Below are 19,279 nucleotides of genomic sequence, written 5' to 3' on the forward strand. Positions count from 1 at the left end.
CGGCGGGGCATGTTTTCCGATAACCACCGCCGCTATCTCGCCACCACTCTGCGCCATATCGAACGCGAGGTGGACGAGTCGATTGCACAACTGCGCGGCGACGACAAAGACGCGCTGTTCCGCCATTACCGCCATTTCCCTCCGCAAGAGCGTATCGACACCTTGATGGCCCATATGGCGCGGCTGCGAGCCGTCATGCGCCGCTTCATGGATACGTATCAGATCGATTACCAGCATGACGACCTGATCGAGGCGTCCTGGAATTTCGAGACCCGCCTGGCGCTAATCCGCAATGCGGTGTATGAGCTTCGCCCACGCAATTTGCGCGGTTACGGAGAAATAAGCACGGAAGACGAGCAAGCCTGCCGCGCCTTGTCCGCCGAATTGGCCATGCTGCTTAAAACCATGGGCAGCGAGCTCCGCCGGGAGCCATTGCGGTTACCGACAGGCACCGATGACGCCCCGCTTGCCGCGCTGGCGGAGATCATCGAGCGCCATCGATTGTTCGAATACCGCAGCCGCCTTGAAGCCTTGCTGGCTCGCGAGCAAGGCGATCGCATGGAAGTGGCCTTGCTCGGGCGCGTCAGCAGCGGCAAGTCATCCCTGGTCAATGCTCTGCTTGGCCATCCGTTGCTTCCCGTGGGAGCCGTGCCGGTGACGACGGTGGTCACACGCATTCGTTACGGAGAAACCCTTGACATTCGTGCCATGGATGTCGAGGGCGTAATGGAAACCGTTGCGCCTGAGAACCTGCGTAGCTACGTCGATGAAGCGGGCAATCCTGGCAATCGTCGTCGCTTGCGCGAAGTAAGCATCCATTTTCCCGCGCCGATACTTCAGGATGGGATCGTGCTGGCCGATACGCCTGGCCTCGGATCGCTGCATACGCACGCCTCCGCCCATGCGCTGGATTATTTGCCGCGTTGTGACATGGGCATCGTCGCCATCGACGCGGCAGCGACCCTGATGCCGCAGGACCTGGATATTGTCCGCGCACTTCGCGATGCGGGCGCGCATTGGCTGGTCGTGCTCACCAAGGCCGATACCGTAGCGGGCAGCGCGTTGGAACAACAGCGCGAGTACGTGACGCAGGTGCTTGGCGAGGCCTTGCAAAAACCGATAACCGTCTGCGCCGTCAGCGTAGAGCCTGAGCACCGCGCCGCGCTGAAAACATGGCTGGACAACGCATTCCGGAAAAATCTCCGGGAAGCCGCGGAGCAAGCCGGCATCCGCCACCGGCACCGCGTGCTGGATCTGGCCAATCGAGTGCGCACCACCTTGCAACAGGCGATCGCGGAGCAACCTGCATCCGCTTTCGTGAACGATGCACCGGCGGTCCATGCCGATATCCTGGCGGATCTGGAAGAGGTCCAACCCGCACTGCACAGCCTGATCCGCCGCCTCGCGGAACGCGGACCGGAGGTCATTATCGAAGAAATGGCGACGCAAACCCCCGCTGGCGTGACCCTGACAGAGAAAGACCTGTCTGATCGTGCGGCCGCCCTCGCCGATGCGGTGGTCCGTGATGTCCTGGATGAGCTGCGCCGCGTAACCCGCGACATGGATCCGGATACCGTTGCCCAGGTGCTACGTGGCGTGCCGCCCTTCGCCGCGGCGTTGCCAAACAAATTCTGCGTATCGGCAGGTTCGGGGCCGCGTCTATGGCGTCGTCCGTTGCTGCGGCGGCACCTGCAGCGTGTACTGGATGACCGGTTGACGCAAAGCTTCGATGGGTACGCCAACGAACTGAATCATTGGTTGGATCAAAGCGTGCTGCAGCTACGTCACCACGCCATGGAATCGGCGGACGCCCCGCTTTCCGAACGCCAAACCGACATCCATGTACTTCAAGCCGATCTCGAACGGCTCGTCACATGGCTAGGCGAACCGGATCCCCGAGCATCGGCAAGCATTTCGCAGCGCCCTGGCTAGGCCATGGCCGCCTCGAACGCTCTCCTCTGCCCCGAATGCCGTGCGGCGATCGCGCCGTGACGCGCCACGTCGACGCATTGCTGGCGGCAACTCCATGAGCGATCCGACTACTCCGGACGATACCGCCCAGGTCGCTGCATGGCTTGACGATTTGGCCCGGCGCGAAATGGCCATCGAGGCTATCGCCGCCCTGGGCTCTCGCGCCATCGACCCGCTGGCCAGCTACCTCGAGCACGGTCCCCAGCCGGTCTCCCAATCACGTGTGCTGGCAGTGGAGATGCTGGGACGCCTGCACGATGCGCGCGTACCGAAGCTGCTGCGCAAGCTCCTTCGTGCCCAGCCCTTGCACGATTTGCCGCCCGAACTGTTCGAATCCGAATACCGAGTCAAGGATGCGGCGATCAAGGCGCTGGTGACGCAACAGAATGCTACCGAAAACGACGTTGCCTGGGGCATTCAAAGTGAGCGATTGCCATCCGCCGTTCGTGCGGCGGGGACCTTGGGATTAGCGAGCTTGCTGCCATCGATAGTCGGCTTGCTGACCGATGATGTGCTCGCCGCCCCTGCCGAATCGGCGCTCCAAGCATTGCGACCAGAAAGCATCCGGCCGTTATTGGCAGCAATCCAGGCCTGGCTGGATCCTTCGCAGGACACGCCACGCATCCGTCTGGCGCTCATCCGTGCGTTCCGCTGGCTGGCCGCCGCGAACGTAACCGTAACGGAAAACCTAACGGACCAGGCACTCGACCATGCTAGCCCGATGGTGCAAGGTGCCGCGGCGCTGGTCGTGCGCGATAGGCAGGCTCCCTCCATCGTGGCGGCGCTTTTACATGGTGCGTTGAGCAAAGAGCCGCTATTGGCCTTCGACTGCCGTGATCGCCTTCAAGAAGTGGAGCAGCCGTTGGTTGAGCCGGCATTGGAGGCCTTGCACATCGATAGGGAAACAGACGTCTATGGCAATGCCCATGCTTCGGATATCTGGGGACGCTATTGGCTGTTGACGCGGTTGCTGCAATTAACCCGCCACGATGCCGCCAGTTTGTACCGCGTGATGGCTGTCGTTTCAGAAGGTGAGCTTGTGGCAGGCCTGCATCGATGGACTTCCCCCAGTGCGATCTCGCTCAAAGCGTTGCTACGACACCCCGATTCGCACGTGCGCGCCGCCGCCGCGGCAGCAGTCGAACGGCTGGAACCCTTCGAAACGGGACACTGGCTTGCCGATCGACTGGGCGACCGTGACCGCCATGTGCGGCGGCAGGCCTATGCCGTCTTGCGGCACCGCATCCAGGCGCGGCATATCCGCCTGTCCCGTGCGGACATACCGCTCTGGGCATGGTGTCTTCATCCCCTGAAATGCATGCATCTGCTACTGCTGTCCCGATGCCCATGACGTGGCGACGTCGGCCATTCCTGCAGCGGCGTTATTCCGCCGCGCCGGCGATACCGAATTCAGCCGGGAACTTGGCCCAGAACAAGGGCGCCCCGTCCTCGTGGACGATCTCCAGCAACTTGGCCGCGTCGGTGTCGTCCACGATGAACTCCACCAGGACCGTCATATCACCCGCCAGTTCGAAGAAATGTTGCTCGTGCATCACCCCGTGGCGCCCAAAGCCCGCGATGGCCTTAAAGACCGATCCACCGTGGACGTGGGTCGCCTTGGCCTTCTCCAGAACCCATTCGTAGAGCAGCATGCCGCGGTGCTTCTGGTTCTCGTGCATGTAGAAACGAAGGGAATAACCTTTCATAACGAGCGCCTCCAATGACGAAGTCAGCCAAAAACGCACCGGTATGCCGCGTTGCACCACGCACACTCGTCATGCCTGAACGCGCTCGCCAATCCACACCGGCTCAAGTCGGCATCAGGCAAAAAAGGGATAAAAGTCGGCATATCCAGGGGCGTGCAATACTCGGTGACAATAAACAGCGGCCGAGCTCACGGGTAGCGTCGATACAGCGCCTCCACCCGAAAGCACGGGTTGGTAGGCATCATCAGCCTTGCGGCGGTTCAGGGAGGCATGCCATCTCCCAGGTGCGTCCATAGTCGAGCAGCAAGACGGGATTACGTCAATAGCCGGGCCGTCTGCCGCGGCATTACTGGTTTGCCTGATCAATAATCCAGGGAGCCATGCCTGTATCAACAGCGCCTGTGCCCCCGGATAGACTGAGCAATAGTCGGTGATAAGGCTGCCTGGTTATCGCTTCACCAAGTTGCCGGCGCGCTTTCGCTGGTGTGGCCTGGGTACGCGGCCCTGCGGGGCAATGCAGGAATGCAACAGGGCTTAGCGCGGCTTTTTTGATTTTTCGCCAGTCGCAGGTTTCCTAACCGGCCTATGCGCCTTGCGAGCGCCAGCCGATGGCTCGAGATCCTTCCTTGATGACGAGCCCATATAACCCACCAGCTTCTGCCGCAACTCGTTGACGCTGCCGATACGCCCCATGACATTGCCGCTTTGTTGGATGGCCGACGCAATCAGCAGGCTGAAAAGACTGATCAGGCCACTGTAACTATGCCAAACCCAATTCGCCCGAACCATCAACACATGCGGGGTAAGTTCGCGAGCCCAGTAACAGTCGGTGTCCGTGATCAATACCAGCGGAATACCTCTCGCCGCCACCTCCGTGGCGAGAGGACGGAACTGCTTGAAGTAACGGCGCACATCAATCAGTACCACGCAACTTTTGCGCGTTGAATCGAGCAGCATGTCCAGATAAGCGCCATCGCTACCGGAATGGAACGAGACGTTGGGCCGGACCTGTTGCAGCATCTTGGCAAGCCCCTGGCCCAGGAAGCCCGCATGCTGAAAGCTCGCCACCGATACGCGATCGGCCGACACCAATTGCTTCACGACAGAGTTCCATTCATGCGTCCCCACCAGCGCATGGACTTCGGATAACGCGCGAATTTCTTCTTGCAGGTGCGCGGCCACCGCGTCGCTATCCTTGGATGGCGCCGGCTCCGTGTAGAGCTGCTGCCATGTGCCTTTTCCGCGCAGCGCCTCTTTCAGCTCGGCGACTCCGTCGTAGCCAAGGTTGCGCAAAAACCGCCCCACCGTCATCGCGCTGACGCCCACGTGCTCGCCCAGGGATACGGCCGTCTCGAACGGCACATCATGGATGTTTTGCAGCATGTAGCTGGCGATCTTCTGTTCGGACGCTGTAAAACCGTCCCAGCGGTCTTTGAGCTCTTGCTGCAAGTCCTTGATCATGGCCGTTCTTTCATCCGGAAGGCAGGGTGGTCAGGCCGGCGCCCGGAAGCTTTTCGGAATAGCCCGCGCGCAAGCCCACGACATATAAAAGCGTAGCGGCAAGACCCGCCACTGCGCCAATCATTGCGAAAAACCAGCCATGCGACAGTCCGCTCCACAGCGTGCCCAACACTCCCGCCAACAAATTGCCAAAGAAGCCGGCGAAGAACCAGATCGCAATGCAGGTAGCGCGAAAGCCATCCGGCGCCATGTGGCCGAACAGTCCCAGACCCACGGGCAAGATATACAGCTCACCCAGGGTCATCAGCACGAACCATCCAGCCAGCCAGGCCCAATGCGCATGGGTGCCGTGTGCTTCCGACCACGCTGCCACGAGCGCCAATAGCAAATAGGACACGCCCACTGTGGTGGCGCCGAATGCCATCTTGTGCAACCAAGGCGTTTCGATACCCCGTTTCGCCAAACGTGACCATCGCGCAAGCAGCAAAGGTGTCGCGATGAAAACCAAGAGCGGGTCCAAGGCCTGGAACCAGGTCATCGGGATGCTCCAGGTGGCGGTGACATGGCGATTCACGCCTTCGTCCGCCCACAGGGCAATCGTGTTGCCCACCTGTTCGTAGGCGCCGCGAAATACCACGACGATGGCGGCGATCCCAATTAGAAACAGAAGCCGTTGCATCGCACTACGGTCGAGCGGCGCGCGCGCGGGTATGGCCGGACCGCTTATCCGGATCGTCTCTGCCGGCAGATAACGGCTACCGGCCACATAGATGACCAGCGAAAGCAACATTCCTATGCCGGCCGCAGCGAATCCCCAATGCCAGCCATACGCTTCACCAAGGCTGCCGCAGACGAACGGGGCCAGGAAGGCACCGAGGTTAACGCCCACGTAGTAGACGTTATAGGCGCTTTTGCTGCGCGGATCGCCTTCCCGATACAAACCTTCGATCTGGCTCGCGAGGCTTGGGAGGAATAACCCGTTGCCGAGCGCGATCGTGGCCAATGCCGGATAAAACAACGCTTCGGAAGCCATCATGAAATGGCCAAGCGCCATCGTGGCGCCACCGATGATGACGGCTTTGCGCTTGCCCAGCCAGCGGTCCGCCACCACGCCGCCAAAAACCGGCGTGAAGTACACCAGCGCCGCATAAGCCCCGTAGATGAGCGAGGCGGCTTCCTGGTGAAGATCCAGCCGCTTGGTCATGTAATAGACCAGCAAGGCGCGCATGCCGAAGAAGGAGAACATCTCCCACATTTCGGTCAGGAACAGCACAGTCAGGCCGGGCGGATGTCCAAACCAGTTTCGTTGCCGCAGCGCTGGACTGGTGTTGGACATGGCGGCCGTACTCCTTGAAGACATTACGCGACAGCCGTGGCCGGCCCGCCCCACACGCTATCCGGACACCAGATGCGCCCGTCCCGGTAGCTGACCGAAGGCGTGCGATCTGCACTGATGAAAACCGGACCATCCAGATCCACCACCGAACACATGGCTCCCACCACGAACGCCGGCGCCATCGACCACGATGACCCCCCCATGTTGCCTACCATCAGCTCGAACCCACGTTCACGTGCGGCGTTCGCCAGACGCATAGCCTCGGTCAAGCCGCCGCACTTGTCGAGCTTGATATTGATCACCTTCACCCTGCCCTCCAGCTTGGGCAGATCGTGATGATCCTGCACGCTTTCATCCGCGGCGATGGGTATGGGACTGTCCAGTCCATCCAGCCAGGCTTCCTGGCCGACCGGGAAAGGCTGCTCCACGACAGCGACGCCGGCTTCCACGAAAGCGGGCATGGCCGCGGCAAGCGAATCGGGCGTGAAGCCCTGGTTGGCATCGGCCATCAGCCAGACATCCGGACGCGCCGCGCGCACCGCCCGCACGCGCTCCGCATTGCCGTCATCGTTGGTCAGCTTGATCTTGATGGCGCGCGCATCGAGGAGCTTGCGCGCTTCGTCGGCCATCACTTCCGGATCGTCCGCGCCCACCGTGAACGTGGTCAGCAACGGCCTGGGTGCCTGCATGCCGAGCAATTGCCAGACGGGTTGACCTTGGCGCTTGGCCTCAAGGTCCCAGAATGCGCAGTCCAATGCATTGCGCGCGCCGCCCGCCGGCAGCAGGTCCAACAATTGCTCACATGTGACACCCGACTCGATGACATCGCGCAAGGCTTCGATTTGCGGCTGCATCGTCGAGGGCGTGTCGCGGCGATAATAGACACCGATGCCTTCCCCGCGGCCGCAGACTTCGCCGTCATCGAGCTCCACGATAAGCATTTCGAACTCGGTGAAGGTGTAGCCGGTGATATGGAAGGCTTGCACCAGCGGCAATTTTTCAATGCGCACACGCAACTTCAAGCGGGCGTTCCTGGGCTCTGTCATGGTCGTTCCTCGTATCAGAAGTGCGTGTTGAAGCTGACCAGGCCAAAGGCCAGGATGAACCAGCCCAGGTACAAAGCCGCCAGCCCCAGCAGGGTTTCGCCCAGGCGTACCCACCAACCGCGCCTGGCAAGCCAGGCACGCACTGTGTTCAGCACGATCGCCACGACGCCCACCAGTGCGATCACGCCCACTACGTAAAGCAGACCCATCCACGGCGCTGCCGTACCGTGCAGCAATAGGTTCTCGTTCACGCCGGCGGCGACAATCAGCACGATCCAGCCCAGCAGAGCGACCAGCAGCGCAAGCGCGCCTAGCCGCGACAGCTGGCGCGTGACAAGAAGTTCGGCGGGCACGTTGAGGGATACGCGGTAATGGCGGCGCACGAACCAACCCGCCAGCCAGGTCACTACAGTCACCAGCAGGGTCGCCAGGGCCAGTCCCGCCAGCAGGCCGCCACCACCCAGACTCCTGAGCGTGGATACAGGCTGGAAGACTTCGATCGCGGGCAGGTAATCGGTAGCCCAGTAGCGAATGCTTCCGTCGGGACGGGTGACGAAGTCCAGCTTGTCCTGGCCGTTTACCTCGCGGTACTGCAAGGGACCCACTTCGCGCCAGTGAAGCGGCTTGCCAGCATCGTCCGTCAGCATGGATACGGCCAAGGTGCCGTCCGCCTGCGCCGTGACGCTGGTCTGCGCCAGCATGTAAAGCATGCGCAAGGCGCTTTCATTGCGGCGCGTGGCCTGGTACCAGCCCGCCACACGTTTGGCATCTTGCCTGGCCGAGGGCCACGCGGGTTGTGCTGCCGGCGCATAAGGGAAGTACCGGTCCAGGAAATCGTGGAAGATCGCCGCGCGGATCATCCGGGTTCCCCCCGCATCAGGGCTCCCGGCGCTGTTGAACGACATGAAGATACCCACGTGCTGGTCGAGCAACAGATGCAGGTCGCTATGGAACAACACCGTGTCACCGCCGTGGCCAATGATACGAAGGCCATTGCGGTCTTCCTGATAGAAGCCCAGGTCGAACCCGTTCAAGCCCGGCGCCGGCGTGTATTGCAGGCTATGCATCAACTGGACAGTCGACGGTTGCAGAATTTGCGTATCGCCGTAGTGTCCATCCTGCAGCTGCGCGATCATGAAATGCGCCATGTCCATCGCGCTGCTGCTCATCGCGCCGGCCGGCGCAGGATCGACCAGCTCGAATGGCTGGGCGACCCCGCCGGAGGCGGTCTTGTAGCCTTTGGCCATCAGTGGCGCCAACGCAGGCGGCAACGGTTGCGCAAAGGTGGAGTGCGCCATATCCAAGGGCTTGAAGATGTGCTGCCCGATGTAATCGTCGAAACGCTCGCCTGATATACGTTGCACGATGTAGCCGGCCAGACCGCAACCGTAATTGGAATAGGCAACGATCTCACCGGGCGGGAAAATGCGTGCCGGGATGTGGGTCTTGAGGTAGCGCTGCAGATCCACGTCCGCGATCGAAGCCGGCAGCAGGTCCCTGGCCTCGTCTTCGAAGCCTGGCGTATGCGTCATCAGGTTGCGCAAGGTAATGGGCTTGCCCTGGTAAGGCGGAATCTTGAAGTCCAGGTAATCGTTGATGTCCCGATCCAGGTTCAACCTGCCCTGCTCGACCAGTTGCATCACCGCCGTCCACGTAAACAGCTTGGAGGTCGACCCAGGACGAAACAGTGTCGCCTGCGGCGATACCGGCGTGCGTTGCGCCAGGTCGGCATAGCCATAGCCTTTGGCGAACAGCACGCTGCCATCCTTGACCACCACCACGACGCCGCCGGCGATGTCGCTGCGGCGAAGGGCAAAAGGCATCAAGCCGTCGAAGAAGGCGCCCAGGTCCTGTGCGGTCATGGCGGGCGCGGCGCCAGCAATGGCGGCAGGAGGCGCCTGCCCGTTCGTTGGCGATGTTTGCGCCGCGACGAGGCTGGTACTCAAACCGGCAAGCAATGCCACAAGGCATCGGACGTGACGATTCATCGTAATACTCCGTACTTGGATACGTTGATGGCGTGGATGCCTAGAAGTCGACGCTGGCCGATACACCGATCGTGCGCGGCCGCTGGTAAGCCGCCGAATACGGGCTTGCCAAGGGGATGATCGACTCCGACGAGACCGAGGTGAGTTCGCGCTCGTTGGCCAGGTTCTTGGCGTAGACCTCGAACGTCCAATTGTCGTAATTGGCGCCTACGTGCAGATCGACATTGCTGTAACTGGGCAATCGAATGCGCGGCCCGGGCACGGCGTTGAAGTCCGAGTAGCGTGTGCCGACGTAGCTGACATCGCCGCCCACGAAACCGGACCAGCCGCCGCCGATCGGAAAGTTGTAGTCCGCACCGATATTGCCGGACCACTTCGGCACGTAAGGCAGCGGATCGCCCTTGAGCCCATAAATGCTTCCGGTTGGCGTATTCGACGACAACTGCGCATTCGTGTACGAAGCATTGGCCCACACCGTGAATCCCGCCAGCGGGGTATAACGCCAGCTGGCTTCCGCACCGGCGCTGGTCGCCTTGCCGCCGTTGCCCAGGAAACTGATGCCATCTTCGGTGGTGGTGAGCTGGACCTTGCTCCAGTCGATGTAGAACCCGTCGACATCGAAACTCATGCGATGGTCGAGCAACAACGCCTTCAAGCCCGCCTCGTAGCTGACCAGTTTGTCGGGATCGAAGGTCAACGGCGCACCCAGGTCAGGCGGCACGCCCATGTTAGGCCCGCCCGGACGATAACCCGACGCTATGCGCACGTAGGCCATCAGGTCGTCGGTGAACTTGTAGCTGGGATTGAGCAGGTAAGTGACCGGATGGTCGGAACCATTGCCGTTTGTATCGAGCGTTCCCAGCAACAGGCCGCTGCCTATTTCCGAATAAGACGTGCTGTCGTTGCTGTAGCGGACACCCGCCTGGATACTCAACTTCGACGTTGCATGCCAGGTCAGGTCGCCGTAGCCGGCCCACTCGGTGAAGATGGCCGGTCCTACCGATACGAGGCCCAGTGCAGGCAGCGCGAGCGGCGCCCCGGTATTCGCGTCAAAACCCAAAATATCCTGCGTGTCGACCGTGTGCTCGCGCGTATAGAACATGCCCACGCGCCATTCCCACATCTGGTCCTGCGGCGATTGCAGGCGAAGCTCCTGCGTCACTTTATTCAGCGCGATATTCTGGAACTCCGAATAACCACCGTCGCTCAAGCCAAATACCGGGTTCAATACCGGCCCATAGATATCGGTAAGGTCGGTGTTTTCACTGAAACGCTGCGTGCCGTAACTGGTGGTGGATATCAATTTGGCCCAACCGAAATCCGCATTCACCGACAGGTCGTACAAGCGATACTTGACCTTGAACAGGCCTGTGCCGGCTGCGCGTGACTGATCCTGCCAACCATAGAGCGGTTGCAGCGTGCTTGGGTTGATATCCACCCCGCTGTTGGCCAGGCCGTTGCTGCTCAGATTCTGGGCGAGCGTCGAAAAACGGACAGACACTTTGTCGCTTGGCGTCCAAAGCAACTGGGCGCGGGCACCGCTTACCTTGGCCTCGTTGACGTTCGTCTGGCCGGTTTTGATGTTGTCGATGTAGCCCGGGTCATCGCGATCGTAGACATTGATGCGCAAGCCAAGGGTATTGGCCACCAATGGAAGGTTGACCATGGCATGGGTGCCGTAGCCATTGCCGCCGCCTTCCACACTGTTGGTATCGAAACCCACGCGCGCGCTGGCTTCCGTGGTATCCGGCGGCGTGGTGACGAATTTGACGAGCCCGCCCAGGGTATTGGCGCCATACAGTGTGCCCTGCGGACCGCGCAGCACCTCGATGCGCTCCAGGTCGCTGGGATCGATATCCGGCGTAAGCATGCTGCCGGCTGCATAGATGGTGCTTGAGCCGTAGGGCGTATCGTCGATATAGGTGCCTACCGTGGCATTGGGCTGCATGCTTCCGGACGTGATGCCGCGAAGCACCAGCTGCGTCCAGCCATCGCCAGAAGAAATGGTGTTAAGCCCCGGAATCTGCGCCGCGTAATCGGCAAAGCCGAGCGCATTCTCACGCTCGAGCTGGGTGCTGCTGAGCACCGACACCGCCATCGTTACGTCCTGCAAGCGTTCGGTGCGCTTGTTGGCGGTGACCACGATGGTGCTGAGCTGCGTCGATGCCGGACTGTTGTTTGCCGCTTGTGGTTTGGCGCCGGGCGAACTGCTGGCGGAGGCAGATGGTTGCGGCGCTCCGTTCGAGTTGCCCTCGGCGGGCGACACGGCTGGGTCGCCATTGCCGTTCTGGACTTGGGCCGCCATGCACGGCGCTCCCATCAATGAGAGCGTTACAGCGATGCAAATGCGACGACGCATGCACGAAGATCGACTCGTATTCACGACACCTCCCCCTGGCGAAATGGACAACCCGTGGAAGGATTGTTAGTTCATTCACATTTTTTTGTCAATGTTAATTTACTAACATCGCAGGCCGGGCGGATAAGGAGCTGGCGCAAAAGGCCGATGGCTTCCGCATGGATAGCAGGGGCAGGCAGCCGGCATGCCCCCGCGCAACACGTTCGGCTGATCCGCCCTGCCCCGGAAATCGAAAGGCCCGGTGCGCGCGCAAACGCGGACCGGGCCTTTCCAGCGCCGAAGATCTGATTGCCGGGCTGTGGGTCAGTCGCTGCTGGCTGCGCCCGACACCACCGGCAAAAGGACGGCGCTTTGTCCATCGGGCCCGTGCTCGATCGTCACTGTCGCCTCGCGGTAGTCCGATGGCTTGGCGAAGAGAATGTTGGGCACATAGGTCTGGGGATTGCGGTCGTAGAGCGGAAACAGGCTCGACTGGATCTGCACCATGATCCGGTGACCGGGCTTGAACTCATAGTTCACGGTCGGCAGGCGGAACTTGTATTCCTGTACTTTGCCCGCCGGGATCGGCGAGGGGTCGGCGAAGCTCTGGCGATAGCGCCCGCGGAAGATGTCGAGCGAGACCGGCAGCTCATAACCGCCCATCGCGGGATCGGTCGGGTCGACGCCGGGATAGACGTCGATCAATTTCACTACGAAATCGCCGTCGGTGCCGGTGGTCTTGGCCAGAATGTCGGCGATCGGCGCACCCTGGACCCACACCGTCCTGGTCAGCACCGGCGTGGTGTAGGACAGCACATCGGGCCGGTCCACCACGAAGCGCTGGTCATGGACCAGCCAGGTGCGCCACCGGTCCTCATCCTTGGCCGAGATCGGGCGCGGCAGGTAGGGCACGGGCTTGGCCGGGTCGGAGACGTAGCTGTCGCTGCCGCCGCCCGGGGCCTGGAAACCCAGGCTCATGTTTGCCTGCAGATAGAGCGGAGTGAGCTTCTGGTCGCTTGCCACCTTCCAGTGGGAGAAGCTGCCCCAGCGCTTTTCGACCGGGTTGTAGATCATCGCCCCGGGCAGCGGTGCGGCCAGCGGCGTGCCGCGCAGGTAGTGGTTGAACCAGGGGATCATCACCTGTTGGCGGAACTCGGCGGTGGTATTGCCGGGCCATTTAAGCGGCCCGATGTTCCAGCCGTCGCGGTTGACCTGGCTGTGCCACCAGGGACCCATCACGAGATGGTTGTTGGCGCCGTGACCGGCCTTCTGGAGTGCTTCCCAGGCGTGGACGGCGCCGTAGATATCCTCCTGGTCCCACAACCCCTGCAACCACATGGTGGGTACGTTGGAGGGGTGCGCGGCGAGCAGCTTGTCCAGTGCCTGGAGCTGCCAGAAGGCGTCGTAGGCCGGGTGCGCAGCGAAGCGGTTCCACCAGGGGAGCTGCCTGAAGCCGTTGGCATCGGCATAGGTACCGGCCGAACCCGCGTCGAGGAAGTTGGTGTAGTCGTCGTAGTTCTCGCGCGGAATGCTCTCTCCCGTGCCTTTCACCGTCGTCTGGTCGGTGAAGTAATCGAGGTTTATCTGGCGCAAGGCGCCGTAGTGATACCAGTCGTCACCCATCCAGCCATCGATCATCGGGCTTTCCGGAGCCGCGACTTTCAGGGCGGGATGCGGATCGAGCAGGGCCATGGCGACTGTCCAGCCGTCGTAGGACGAACCAATCATGCCAACGTTGCCGTTGGATTGTTCCACGTGTTTCACCAGCCAGTCGATCGTGTCCCATGCGTCGGTAGTATCGTCGGTCTTGGTCGGATTGAGCGGCCCCATCGGCGGGCGCGTCATGATGTACTTGCCTTCCGATCCGTATTTGCCGCGCACGTCTTGCCAAACGAGGATGTAACTGCCGTCGGCCCAGTCCTTGTCGCCGGACCACACCGCATCAGCCATGTGCGGACTGTTGTTCAGCACGAAGCCATCGGCGTTGTAAGGCGTGCGTTCGAGCAGCATCGGCAGGTCGCGTGCGCCCTTCGGGATCAGGATAACGGTATGCAACTTCACTCCATCGCGCATGGGGATCATGACGTCGCGCTTGACGTAGTCGAAGTTGCCCTGCGGCGGTGTCCAGCTGGCCGGGATGTCGGACCCGGTCTGGATCATGTCGGGCGTGACCTTTGCCGAATCCTGGACCGAAGCGGGCGCCGCGAACGAGACGGCTGATATAAGACAGGCAAGCGAAACGATCGCTGGGCCCCGAGCGGCTGTTTTCATGTCCAGAGGATCCTCATGATGCTGGTGGTGTCGGCAACCCGTCATGGCTGCGCATTGCACTATGCGAATGTCCGCAAGGAATTTGCAACCCCCGCTACCTAAGCATGCCGCGCAGCGCGGATGAAGGATCTTCTCGACAGGTGGCTAGGGCGCACGGCCGATGATCTGTCCTTGGCTGTCGTAGCAGATAAGGTTGCACTTGAGCCCATACTTTCTGATATCTGACGGATTGACTGGAAACATCTCCTTGGCGACATCGGCCACCGGGCCGAACGGCGTACCCGTGCCGTTGACGCACTGGCCGTTCTTCTCGCACTCCAGCGAATAGGCCGGATAGCCAAGGTAGTCGACATCATCCACGCTGAGCGAGGAGCTGATCTTGCTCAGGCCATCTGTCAGCGCATCCTGAGCTGATTCACCGGGAAAATAAGATGCCACTGCGTTACCGTAGGTATCGCGGGTCAATAACGGCGCCTGTCCCGGTGCTGCCGGCGATGGCAACTGGACTGAGGCCTGTGCTGGCGCGGGTGTTGGCGTCGACACCGCCTCCTGTTGGGACATTTGCTGCGAAGGGGCGCCCTGCTGGAACCGCGACGGCTGAGCCGGGGCCGCTGGCTGCTGACCGGTCGGCGTCGAGTCATCCGATAAGAGACTGGCGAGACTCGGGTCGTCCTGCGCGAGTGCAGCGGAGCCGTTGCTGCCATCGCCCGCCCAGCGAGGATAGGTGTTCGACAGACTGGAGAACGAACCGACCAGTACGAAGACACCGACCGCCAAATAGATCAACTGCTGACGTTTCACTCCCGCAGGATTCACCAGGCGCAGCGTCTTGGCCGGATCGATGCCAGGAGCACACGCTGCCACGCTGCTCCAGCCCAGGCGGACACCCACAATGGTCAAGAACACGCCGAAGAACACGGCTCCGCTCACCGCTACCTGGAGTGCTTGTGGCGCAGCCGTGTCGCCTGCGTCAGGCAGCAGGGCAGCGATCACCCCGATGTATAGGATGCCGACAACGCATGAAAGGAGGTACAGCACCTTCGTTGACAGACCCATGTATTTCGGCGCGGAAGAGGCCGGCTGGAAACCATCGATCGCTTGCAGGCGATGGCTATTGCTACCCAGGTTGAACCCCATGTAGAGCACCCATGGCAGAACGATGGGTGCCGTGAAGCCGAAGACTCCGCCACTCAATGTGAGCGACAGGAGAAGCAACGGAAGCACGATCACATTGCGAACAACACTGAGCTTCTGCAGACCCGTCATTTGCGACAGGATTTTCAAGAAGGACTGCATCATGGATCCTTTATTCGTTTAATGAAAAAAAGTGCTCTCTGTTCTTGCGGGTGCAAAAGGTCCGACACGATGAGCCACAGTTTTTTGAACTGGCCGCATCCAGGCAGTTGATTTCGAAGGCGCAGTGACTACACCAGGGCAGAACGCCCACCGATCCCACCGTTTACTGAATCATCAAGTCCAGGACAAAGCAGACGATCCACGTGATGAAATACGCCTTGCCCTGATTGAGATTTTTGGCGCGTTGAAACAAATAAACCGGAACGAGCCACGTCCACCCGCTGAAGCGACTCGTATCCCATCCGGCACGCTTCAACCGATGCTCATCGAGGTAGGAAAGACCGATGTTCAGCGCAAGGGTGACGAACCAGTAGCTGTTCGCATGGAACGCCGCATCAGCCATGCCGCCATCATTGAGCGTATGGGCAATGATGTTTTCCAGGAGCATGCCCAGGATTGGCGCGAAGGCCAAAACCCAGATAAGGGTATTGTTGATGTGACGCCCGGCAATTGGCGGCGGCACAGCGCTGTGAAGATGCGTATTGAGCGCTGTGTTTTCCAGCTTCAGCCACTCGGGAAATCCCTTCTTCCACACAAGTGTTCCGTATGTGATCCGCCCGAACCGGATGAGTTCGATCATCTGCGATTCTGAAACAGGGCCTTTCCTTTGCCCGCCTTCTTCGTAAAACCAATCACCATCACTTGTCTGCTCCGTATCCATACATTCCCCTGTTTGATTCACATCGACGATGTATTTTTCCTGATGACGTGCGCTATCGAATCGAACACGCACATCTGTCCTGGCACCGTTCTCTTCCGCATAGTGGGCGGCCGTTGATGACCGCCCTTCCCGCGCTTCGTTGTCAATAAGCACTCGTGCTTATGCGACCGAACGATGGATAGCCAGATGCCTATAAGGAACCAACGCATGCAAGGATTGAGGGCCCGCATGCGAGATGGATTCCTGTTATTCGGCTCGTGTTTCGAGATACGTTGCCAGGCCCAACAGGGCAAATCCGTAAACAACAACAGCGCCAATGATCTTGAACATAGCCAGACCTCTCTCTTGGAAACCCTTACCAGGGCGGTTAATGCGAGCACCGGTGGTGTTGCATTGCATGGCATCTTAGGAGGAGGCACTGACAGGTCATGTCAGCTTGAATGCGAGCGAGGTCGAGTCATTGCGACCCGTGCATGAATAGTTGTCAGCCACTTGCTCAAAGCAAGAGGCCACCTTCAGTGGAAGGCGGCCTCTTTCAAAATATCACCGCTTTGCAGCAGCGAGGATGACCGAACGGATTGACAGAAAGCTCCGGCCGAACGCGCCCGACTGGATATTTTCCGCACAAAAAAGCGCAGTGTTGACGCCTTTTCCAGTGAACCGGCCTGAGGCGACCCAGCTTGCGATGCGGTACCTCAATGCACGAAATGCAGTGCGATCGCCACCACACCGAGTACCAAGGCAACCGCCGGCAGAGCCTGGCGCTTGAGCCTGGCCTTTACGCTAGCCATGTCCCGCAGCTGCCCTTCCAGGAATTCCAGCCGCGTGATCCACTGCTGCTGGACGCGCTCGACCTCGGCGATCTTCTGCTGCTGCGCCAGCACTTCGCGCCGCAGTTCCTCGGCGGCCTGGTTCACCTGCGTAATGCGTCCGGCATGCGCGGCGTCGACGACGGCCAGTTCCGCGTGCGCCGCCTCGATCCGCGCATCGAGCGCCCTGTCCGCCTCGCCCAGTCTGGAAAGGTCGCTCTCCATGGCCTCCATGCGCCCGTCACGCGCGTCGTCGCCCGCATCCTTCGCCTGCGCATAGGCGGCAAACTGCACGAGCTTTTGCTCATGCACGTCCACCAGGTCCTGATAGCTGATCTGCGCGGCAACATGATCCTTCAGTTCGGAGATGATCAGGACGGCCGCTTCGCGCTGGTTGCTGTCGAGCGTACCGGTGTCCTTGCTCAACTTTTCGAGCTTGTCGGCCAGCGCCGCATGAAAGCCTTTCAGCACGCCATGCTTCTTGATCTGCAGTTTCATCACCAGCTGTACCGCCAGCTGGGTCGTTTCCAGGCTGGCGCCGAGATCCTGCACCATCCCCGACAGGTCTTTGGTATTGCGCCCAGTCATCCCACCCCATGCGCTTTGCAACCAATTGCGACCGGCAAGATCCTTGGCCAGTTGCCCGGCGTGGCGCGTTTCGCCAATCGACTTTTCCAGCTTGCCAAGCGTCTCATTGAAATCGGCGAGATGCTGCTCGGCACTTATCAGGTCGCCGGCATGGCTGTCGTGCGTATCGTCGATGATAAAGACCGGATCGGACTGGTTCGGCTGTTCGATATCAATGATCATGCAAGGGAATCCTTTTTACCCGGAAGTGCGCGCAGCATCGCTTGAATATCCAGCGGCTCGATGGCGCGATGCTGGCGCAAGGCCTCGGTATGCCGCTGGGTGTCTTCGATAAAGGCCTTGGTCGATTCAAAGTACTCGTAGGCCACGCCAATCAGCTCGATTTCCCGCTGCACCAGCACCAGCAGCTGGTCGCAGGCCGCCCGCTGCGCATCGAGCGCGTCGTGCCAGCCGGTACGCAGGTTGACGAGGTAGCTCACGATCGCCGGCACGGCCTGGCGCAGGAAATAGCTGGTGACGCCGAAACCGATCGCCGACAGCGCGGCCGCGAGGTACGGTGCCGCAGGTCCGACCAGCGGCACCAGGTTGGATTCCAGCAGCGGATCCAGCGCATCCCAGAACACCAGCGATGCGCTGATCAGGATGGTCTCGGAGATCTTCCTGATCAGTTCTTCCTTGCTCATGGTCTGCGAACCGCGGTACAGCTCCCACGCCGTGCGCGCCAGGTAGAACAGGTTGCGGGCCAGCATGTAGATTTCGCCGATCGCCTTGGACAGCGCATTGACCACGAACTCGACCGCCGCGCCAAGCAACTGCAGCGGTGCGCTGACCAGCGCCTTGAGCGCTTCGAACACCTTTTTGAAAAAGCGCTCGATGCGCGCACGCAAAGTCGTCTTACCGCCACCGACGATATCCACCAATTCGTCCTTGAGGGCAAAGCAGACCGCGTCGGCCATTTGCTCCAGGCCGCCTGCCAGTGCATGGATGCCCGCCTCCGTGGCCGCGCCCAGCGCCAGCGACGCGGTGCTGCCCGAGGCGTCCTTCATTTTCTTGGCTTCGATATTGCTGCGCTTGCCCTGCTCGGTCTTCAGTTCCTCGCGCGTATTGATCGGCGGTTCCTCGGTCCTGATCAGGTGCGCTTCCAGCGCGGCGGCGGTGGCTTCCGAGTCCATCACGATGTATTTCACCGTGCAGCCTTCGTCCAGCGCCGTTTCCAGCTTGTAGCTTTCGCCGGATTTCTTGCCCTGGCGATAGGCATTGAGATGGCCGGCCACCCAGCGCGTTTGCAACTTGGTGCTGTCGCCCACATAGAGCGGCTTCTGCGCCTTGTCGTAGACCACGTAGACGCCGGGTTGCTTCGGCACGTTCTCCAGGCCCTCGGCCTGGCCGTTCGTGACGGTGAATTCGCCATCGAACTTCATGCTCGACAAGGAGGAAATGCCGCTGCTCAGGCTTTTCTGGATCATCTCCTTCCAGGCTTGGCCGCGTTGGCCGACCGCCAGCACGCTGGAAGCGGAGGTGGCATCCAGGGTATCGGACAGTACTGCTCCCGGGTCGGAGGTCTTGGCGTTGGGCCGGGAATTTTTCTTGTTGCGATAACCGGCGACCAGCTTGCGCCGCATATTGCTCATGGCGCGTTCGACGATGGTATTGGCCAGATCGGGAAGAACCACCACTTCCCCGGCCTGGGGCGTTGCAGGTGTGCTCATTGAATCGTCTCCATAACTCTCTGCGATAATCGTCGGCAA

13 protein-coding genes and 1 riboswitch are annotated in these 19,279 nt (G+C 60.8%); of the genes, 2 read left to right on the forward strand and 11 right to left on the reverse strand.

Features of this window, described 5'->3' with window-relative positions; genetic code table 11:
* Positions 1–9: 9 nt before the first annotated feature.
* Both ISP15_RS07565 and ISP15_RS07570 read left to right on the forward strand, forming a co-directional pair.
* A complete protein-coding gene (locus ISP15_RS07565; protein ID WP_404546610.1) occupies positions 10–1,932 on the forward strand; it encodes a dynamin family protein in 1,923 nt (640 codons plus the stop codon).
* Positions 1,933–2,026: 94 nt separating this feature from the next.
* A complete protein-coding gene (locus ISP15_RS07570; RefSeq protein WP_404546611.1) occupies positions 2,027–3,322 on the forward strand; it encodes a hypothetical protein in 1,296 nt (431 codons plus the stop codon).
* Between the two features lie 31 nt (positions 3,323–3,353).
* On the opposite strand, the gene ISP15_RS07575 is transcribed toward ISP15_RS07570, so the two are convergent.
* From ISP15_RS07575 to ISP15_RS07625, 11 genes are all read right to left on the reverse strand, one after another.
* Positions 3,354–3,677 carry a DUF190 domain-containing protein gene (locus ISP15_RS07575; protein WP_404546612.1) on the reverse strand — a complete coding sequence of 108 codons (324 nt, stop codon included), beginning with the start codon at positions 3,675–3,677 and terminating at the stop codon, positions 3,354–3,356.
* A 228-nt stretch (positions 3,678–3,905) separates the two neighbouring features.
* Positions 3,906–3,967: riboswitch (Fluoride riboswitch) on the reverse strand.
* Positions 3,968–4,211: 244 nt separating this feature from the next.
* Positions 4,212–5,138, reverse strand: a complete 927-nt coding sequence (locus ISP15_RS07580; RefSeq protein WP_404546613.1) for a MurR/RpiR family transcriptional regulator — start codon at positions 5,136–5,138, stop codon at positions 4,212–4,214.
* Positions 5,139–5,148: 10 nt separating this feature from the next.
* A complete protein-coding gene (locus tag ISP15_RS07585; RefSeq protein ID WP_404546615.1) occupies positions 5,149–6,474 on the reverse strand; it encodes a peptide MFS transporter in 1,326 nt (441 codons plus the stop codon).
* A 23-nt stretch (positions 6,475–6,497) separates the two neighbouring features.
* Positions 6,498–7,520, reverse strand: coding sequence for a dipeptide epimerase (locus ISP15_RS07590; RefSeq protein ID WP_404546616.1), 1,023 nt, complete (start codon positions 7,518–7,520; stop codon positions 6,498–6,500).
* A gap of 14 nt (positions 7,521–7,534) precedes the next feature.
* Positions 7,535–9,508, reverse strand: coding sequence for a serine hydrolase domain-containing protein (locus tag ISP15_RS07595; RefSeq protein WP_404546617.1), 1,974 nt, complete (start codon positions 9,506–9,508; stop codon positions 7,535–7,537).
* Between the two features lie 40 nt (positions 9,509–9,548).
* Positions 9,549–11,813 carry a TonB-dependent receptor gene (locus ISP15_RS07600; protein ID WP_404546618.1) on the reverse strand — a complete coding sequence of 755 codons (2,265 nt, stop codon included), beginning with the start codon at positions 11,811–11,813 and terminating at the stop codon, positions 9,549–9,551.
* Positions 11,814–12,170: 357 nt separating this feature from the next.
* Complete coding sequence (locus tag ISP15_RS07605; RefSeq protein ID WP_404546619.1) at positions 12,171–14,117, reverse strand: CocE/NonD family hydrolase; 1,947 nt, start codon at positions 14,115–14,117, stop codon at positions 12,171–12,173.
* Positions 14,118–14,261: 144 nt separating this feature from the next.
* Complete coding sequence (locus ISP15_RS07610) at positions 14,262–15,413, reverse strand: hypothetical protein (RefSeq protein WP_404546620.1); 1,152 nt, start codon at positions 15,411–15,413, stop codon at positions 14,262–14,264.
* A 163-nt stretch (positions 15,414–15,576) separates the two neighbouring features.
* The gene (locus ISP15_RS07615) at positions 15,577–16,287 is read right to left on the reverse strand and encodes a DUF4339 domain-containing protein (RefSeq protein WP_404546621.1); all 711 of its coding nucleotides are present in this window, start codon (positions 16,285–16,287) and stop codon (positions 15,577–15,579) included.
* A 542-nt stretch (positions 16,288–16,829) separates the two neighbouring features.
* Positions 16,830–17,753: a hypothetical protein gene (locus ISP15_RS07620; protein WP_404546622.1), complete on the reverse strand. Its 924-nt coding sequence runs from the start codon at positions 17,751–17,753 to the stop codon at positions 16,830–16,832.
* Complete coding sequence (locus ISP15_RS07625; protein WP_404546623.1) at positions 17,750–19,240, reverse strand: nucleotide excision repair endonuclease; 1,491 nt, start codon at positions 19,238–19,240, stop codon at positions 17,750–17,752. Before ISP15_RS07625 ends, ISP15_RS07620 begins: the two co-directional genes overlap by 4 nt.
* Between the last annotated feature and the right edge of the window lie 39 nt (positions 19,241–19,279).

This window comes from Dyella jejuensis, from assembly GCF_044904675.1.
GTDB classification, from domain to species: Bacteria; Pseudomonadota; Gammaproteobacteria; order Xanthomonadales; family Rhodanobacteraceae; genus Dyella_B; species Dyella_B jejuensis.